Origin of the sequence: Mycobacterium sp., from assembly GCF_049683935.1 — a bacterium.
In the GTDB taxonomy this organism is placed as follows: domain Bacteria; phylum Actinomycetota; class Actinomycetes; order Mycobacteriales; family Mycobacteriaceae; genus Mycobacterium.
In genome coordinates, this window is sequence record NZ_JBAUJR010000368.1 from 1 (window position 1) to 2,385 (window position 2,385).

General features: G+C 69.7%; 5 protein-coding genes. All 5 read left to right on the top strand.

Annotated features, from left to right (window positions below):
* On the top strand, positions 1 to 356 hold a 356-nt coding region (locus WA965_RS21365; protein ID WP_526448042.1), incomplete at its 5' end, for a PPW family C-terminal domain-containing PPE protein.
* On the top strand, positions 353 to 646 hold the full coding sequence (gene esxG / locus WA965_RS21370; RefSeq protein ID WP_526298688.1) for a type VII secretion system protein EsxG: 294 nt from the start codon (positions 353 to 355) through the stop codon (positions 644 to 646). The genes WA965_RS21365 and esxG, both read left to right, overlap by 4 nt.
* 30 nt (positions 647 to 676) lie before the next feature.
* Positions 677 to 964: a WXG100 family type VII secretion target gene (locus WA965_RS21375; RefSeq protein WP_526298690.1), complete on the top strand. Its 288-nt coding sequence runs from the start codon at positions 677 to 679 to the stop codon at positions 962 to 964.
* 9 nt (positions 965 to 973) lie between these two features.
* Positions 974 to 1,843 carry an ESX secretion-associated protein EspG gene (locus WA965_RS21380; RefSeq protein WP_526298692.1) on the top strand — a complete coding sequence of 290 codons (870 nt, stop codon included), beginning with the start codon at positions 974 to 976 and terminating at the stop codon, positions 1,841 to 1,843.
* Positions 1,825 to 2,385, top strand: a 561-nt coding sequence (gene eccD / locus WA965_RS21385; protein ID WP_526448043.1) for a type VII secretion integral membrane protein EccD, incomplete at its 3' end; no start/stop codon positions are given. The genes WA965_RS21380 and eccD, both read left to right, overlap by 19 nt.

The window sequence follows — 2,385 nt, forward strand, 5'->3', positions numbered from 1 at the left end:
GGGTGGCGGCCTCCGCGGCGGAACGGCGCAAGCGCCGGCGCCGCCAGCAGGAGGACATCAAGGGCCGTGGCTACGCCGACGCCTATATGGATTACGAGGACGACCCGGACCGGGACGCCCCGCCGGAATCCGCACCGCGGGTCACCGCCTCGACGCGCGGTGCCGGGCCGATGGGCTTCGCCGGAACCGATTCCACCGGCACCGCCGAGGCCACCGGGCTGACCACCCTGGCCGGGGATTCCTTCGGCGGTGGACCCAAGAGCCCCATGCTGCCGGGGACCTGGGATCCGACCGCCGACGACAAGACCGACCCAGAAGATCACCACCACCACCACCACCGAAAGGAAAACCCATGAGCCTCTTGGATGCTCACATTCCACAGCTCGTCGCCTCGGAAGCCAACTTCGGGGCGAAGGCCGCCCTGATGCGCAGCACCATCGCCCAGGCCGAACAGGCCGCGCAGTCGTCGCAGGCCTTCCACATGGGCGAGTCCTCGGCGGCGTTCCAGGCGGCGCACGCCCGGTTCGTCGAGGTCTCGGCGAAGGTCAACGCGCTGCTCGACATCGCGCAGGCCAACATCGGCGACGCCGCCGGGTCGTACGTCGCCCAGGACGCCGCCGCCGCAAGCAACTACACCGGCATCTGATCCGGCCCGGACGACAGGAGAAGCACACACATGTCGCAGATCATGTACAACTACCCGGCGATGATCGCCCACGCAGGCGAGATGAACACGTACGCAGGGGCGCTGCACGCTGTCGGCGCCGACATCGCCAGCGAGCAGGCCGCGCTGCAGGGCGCCTGGCAGGGTGGCACCGGGACGACCTACCAGGCCTGGCAGGCGCAGTGGAACACCAGCTTGGAAGAGTTGGTCCGCGCATACCGCGCCATGGCGAACACGCACGAGATGAACACCACCTCGATGGCCGCCCGTGATCAGGCCGAGGGCGCCAAGTGGGGCTGATCAGGTCCAGTGCGCGCTAATGCCGTTGAGCTGACTGCCGAGGCGGCCTGGTTTCTCGCCGACATCCTGGGGGCCGGGAGTTTCCCGTGGGTGCTGGCCGTCACGCCGCCCTACAGCGACATGGCCCAGCGGCGGCAGTTCGAGGACGACCAGGTCCGGCAGCTGACCCGGATGGGGGTCATGACCGCTGACCGCACGGTCGAACCCTCGGTGGCGCAGTGGATTCGCCGGGTGTGCCGCCCTCGCCAGTGGCTCGAACTGAGGTTCGTCGCCGGTGGCGGCGCCATGCTGCGCGGCATCATCGCCCGGGACCCCGCGGGCACCGTCGTCGCCCTGCGCAGCGCCGAGGTGGTGACGTTCACCCGGATGGACATCGATCATCCGCAGGCGCTGGTGCCGGTGCTGGTGGCGGGCCTGTCCGGTCGGTCACCCGCGCGCTTCGAGGAGTTCGCACTGCCCGCTCGCGCCGGCGCCAAGGCCGACGAGCAGATCCGCGCGGGCGCCTCGGTGCGAGACATGCTGGACTACCTGGGAATTCCTTCGTCCGCGCGCCCTGTGGTGGTGGCCGCGTTCGAGGACAGACGCAGTTACGTGGAGATCGTGGCGGGCGAGCATCGCGACGGACACCGGGTCAGCACCGACGTCGGCGTCAGCATCGTGGACACCTCGGTCGGCCGTGTCCTGGTCAGCCCGTCCAAAGCCTTTGACGGCGAGTGGATCTCGACCTTCGCCCCGGGCGCGCCGCTGGCCATCGCCGCAGCTGTCGAACGGCTGACCGCCGCGCTACCCGACGGGCAGTGGTTTCCCGACCACGCCGTCACCAGAGACTTCGACGAACACCCGCACCAGAGAGAAGAACAATGTCAGAGCCCGCTGTGATCTCACCCAACAATGCGGTGATGCCGATCGTGCGCATCGCCGTGCTCTCCGCCACGATGGGCGACGACGGTGACACCGACGGTAGGGGCCGGCTCACCGAAGTCGCCCTACCGGCCGAACTGCCGCTTCGGGAGATCATTCCCGCGGTGCGGCGCATCGTATCGCCCATCGACGAGGCACGTGACGCTGCGGAGCTGCTGAGCCTGGCGCCGATCGGAGGGGCACCGTTCAGCCTCGATGCCTCACTCAACACCGTCGGCGTCGTTGACGGCGATCTGCTTGCGCTGCAGCCGGTTCCGGTGGGTCCGGCGGCGCCGCGCATCGTGGAGGACATCGCCGACGCCGCGATGATCTTCTCCACCGCCCGCGAACGCCCCTGGGGCGCTGCGCACATCAGGCGGGCCGCCGCCGCAGCCGTCATCGGGTTCGTCCTGATCGCGACCGCGCTGGCTGTCGCGCACCGCGTCGTCGCCGGTTCGCTGGGCGGGCTGTTCGCCGTCAGCGCCGTGGCGGTGGTCACGGTGCTCGGCGCACTCCTGAGC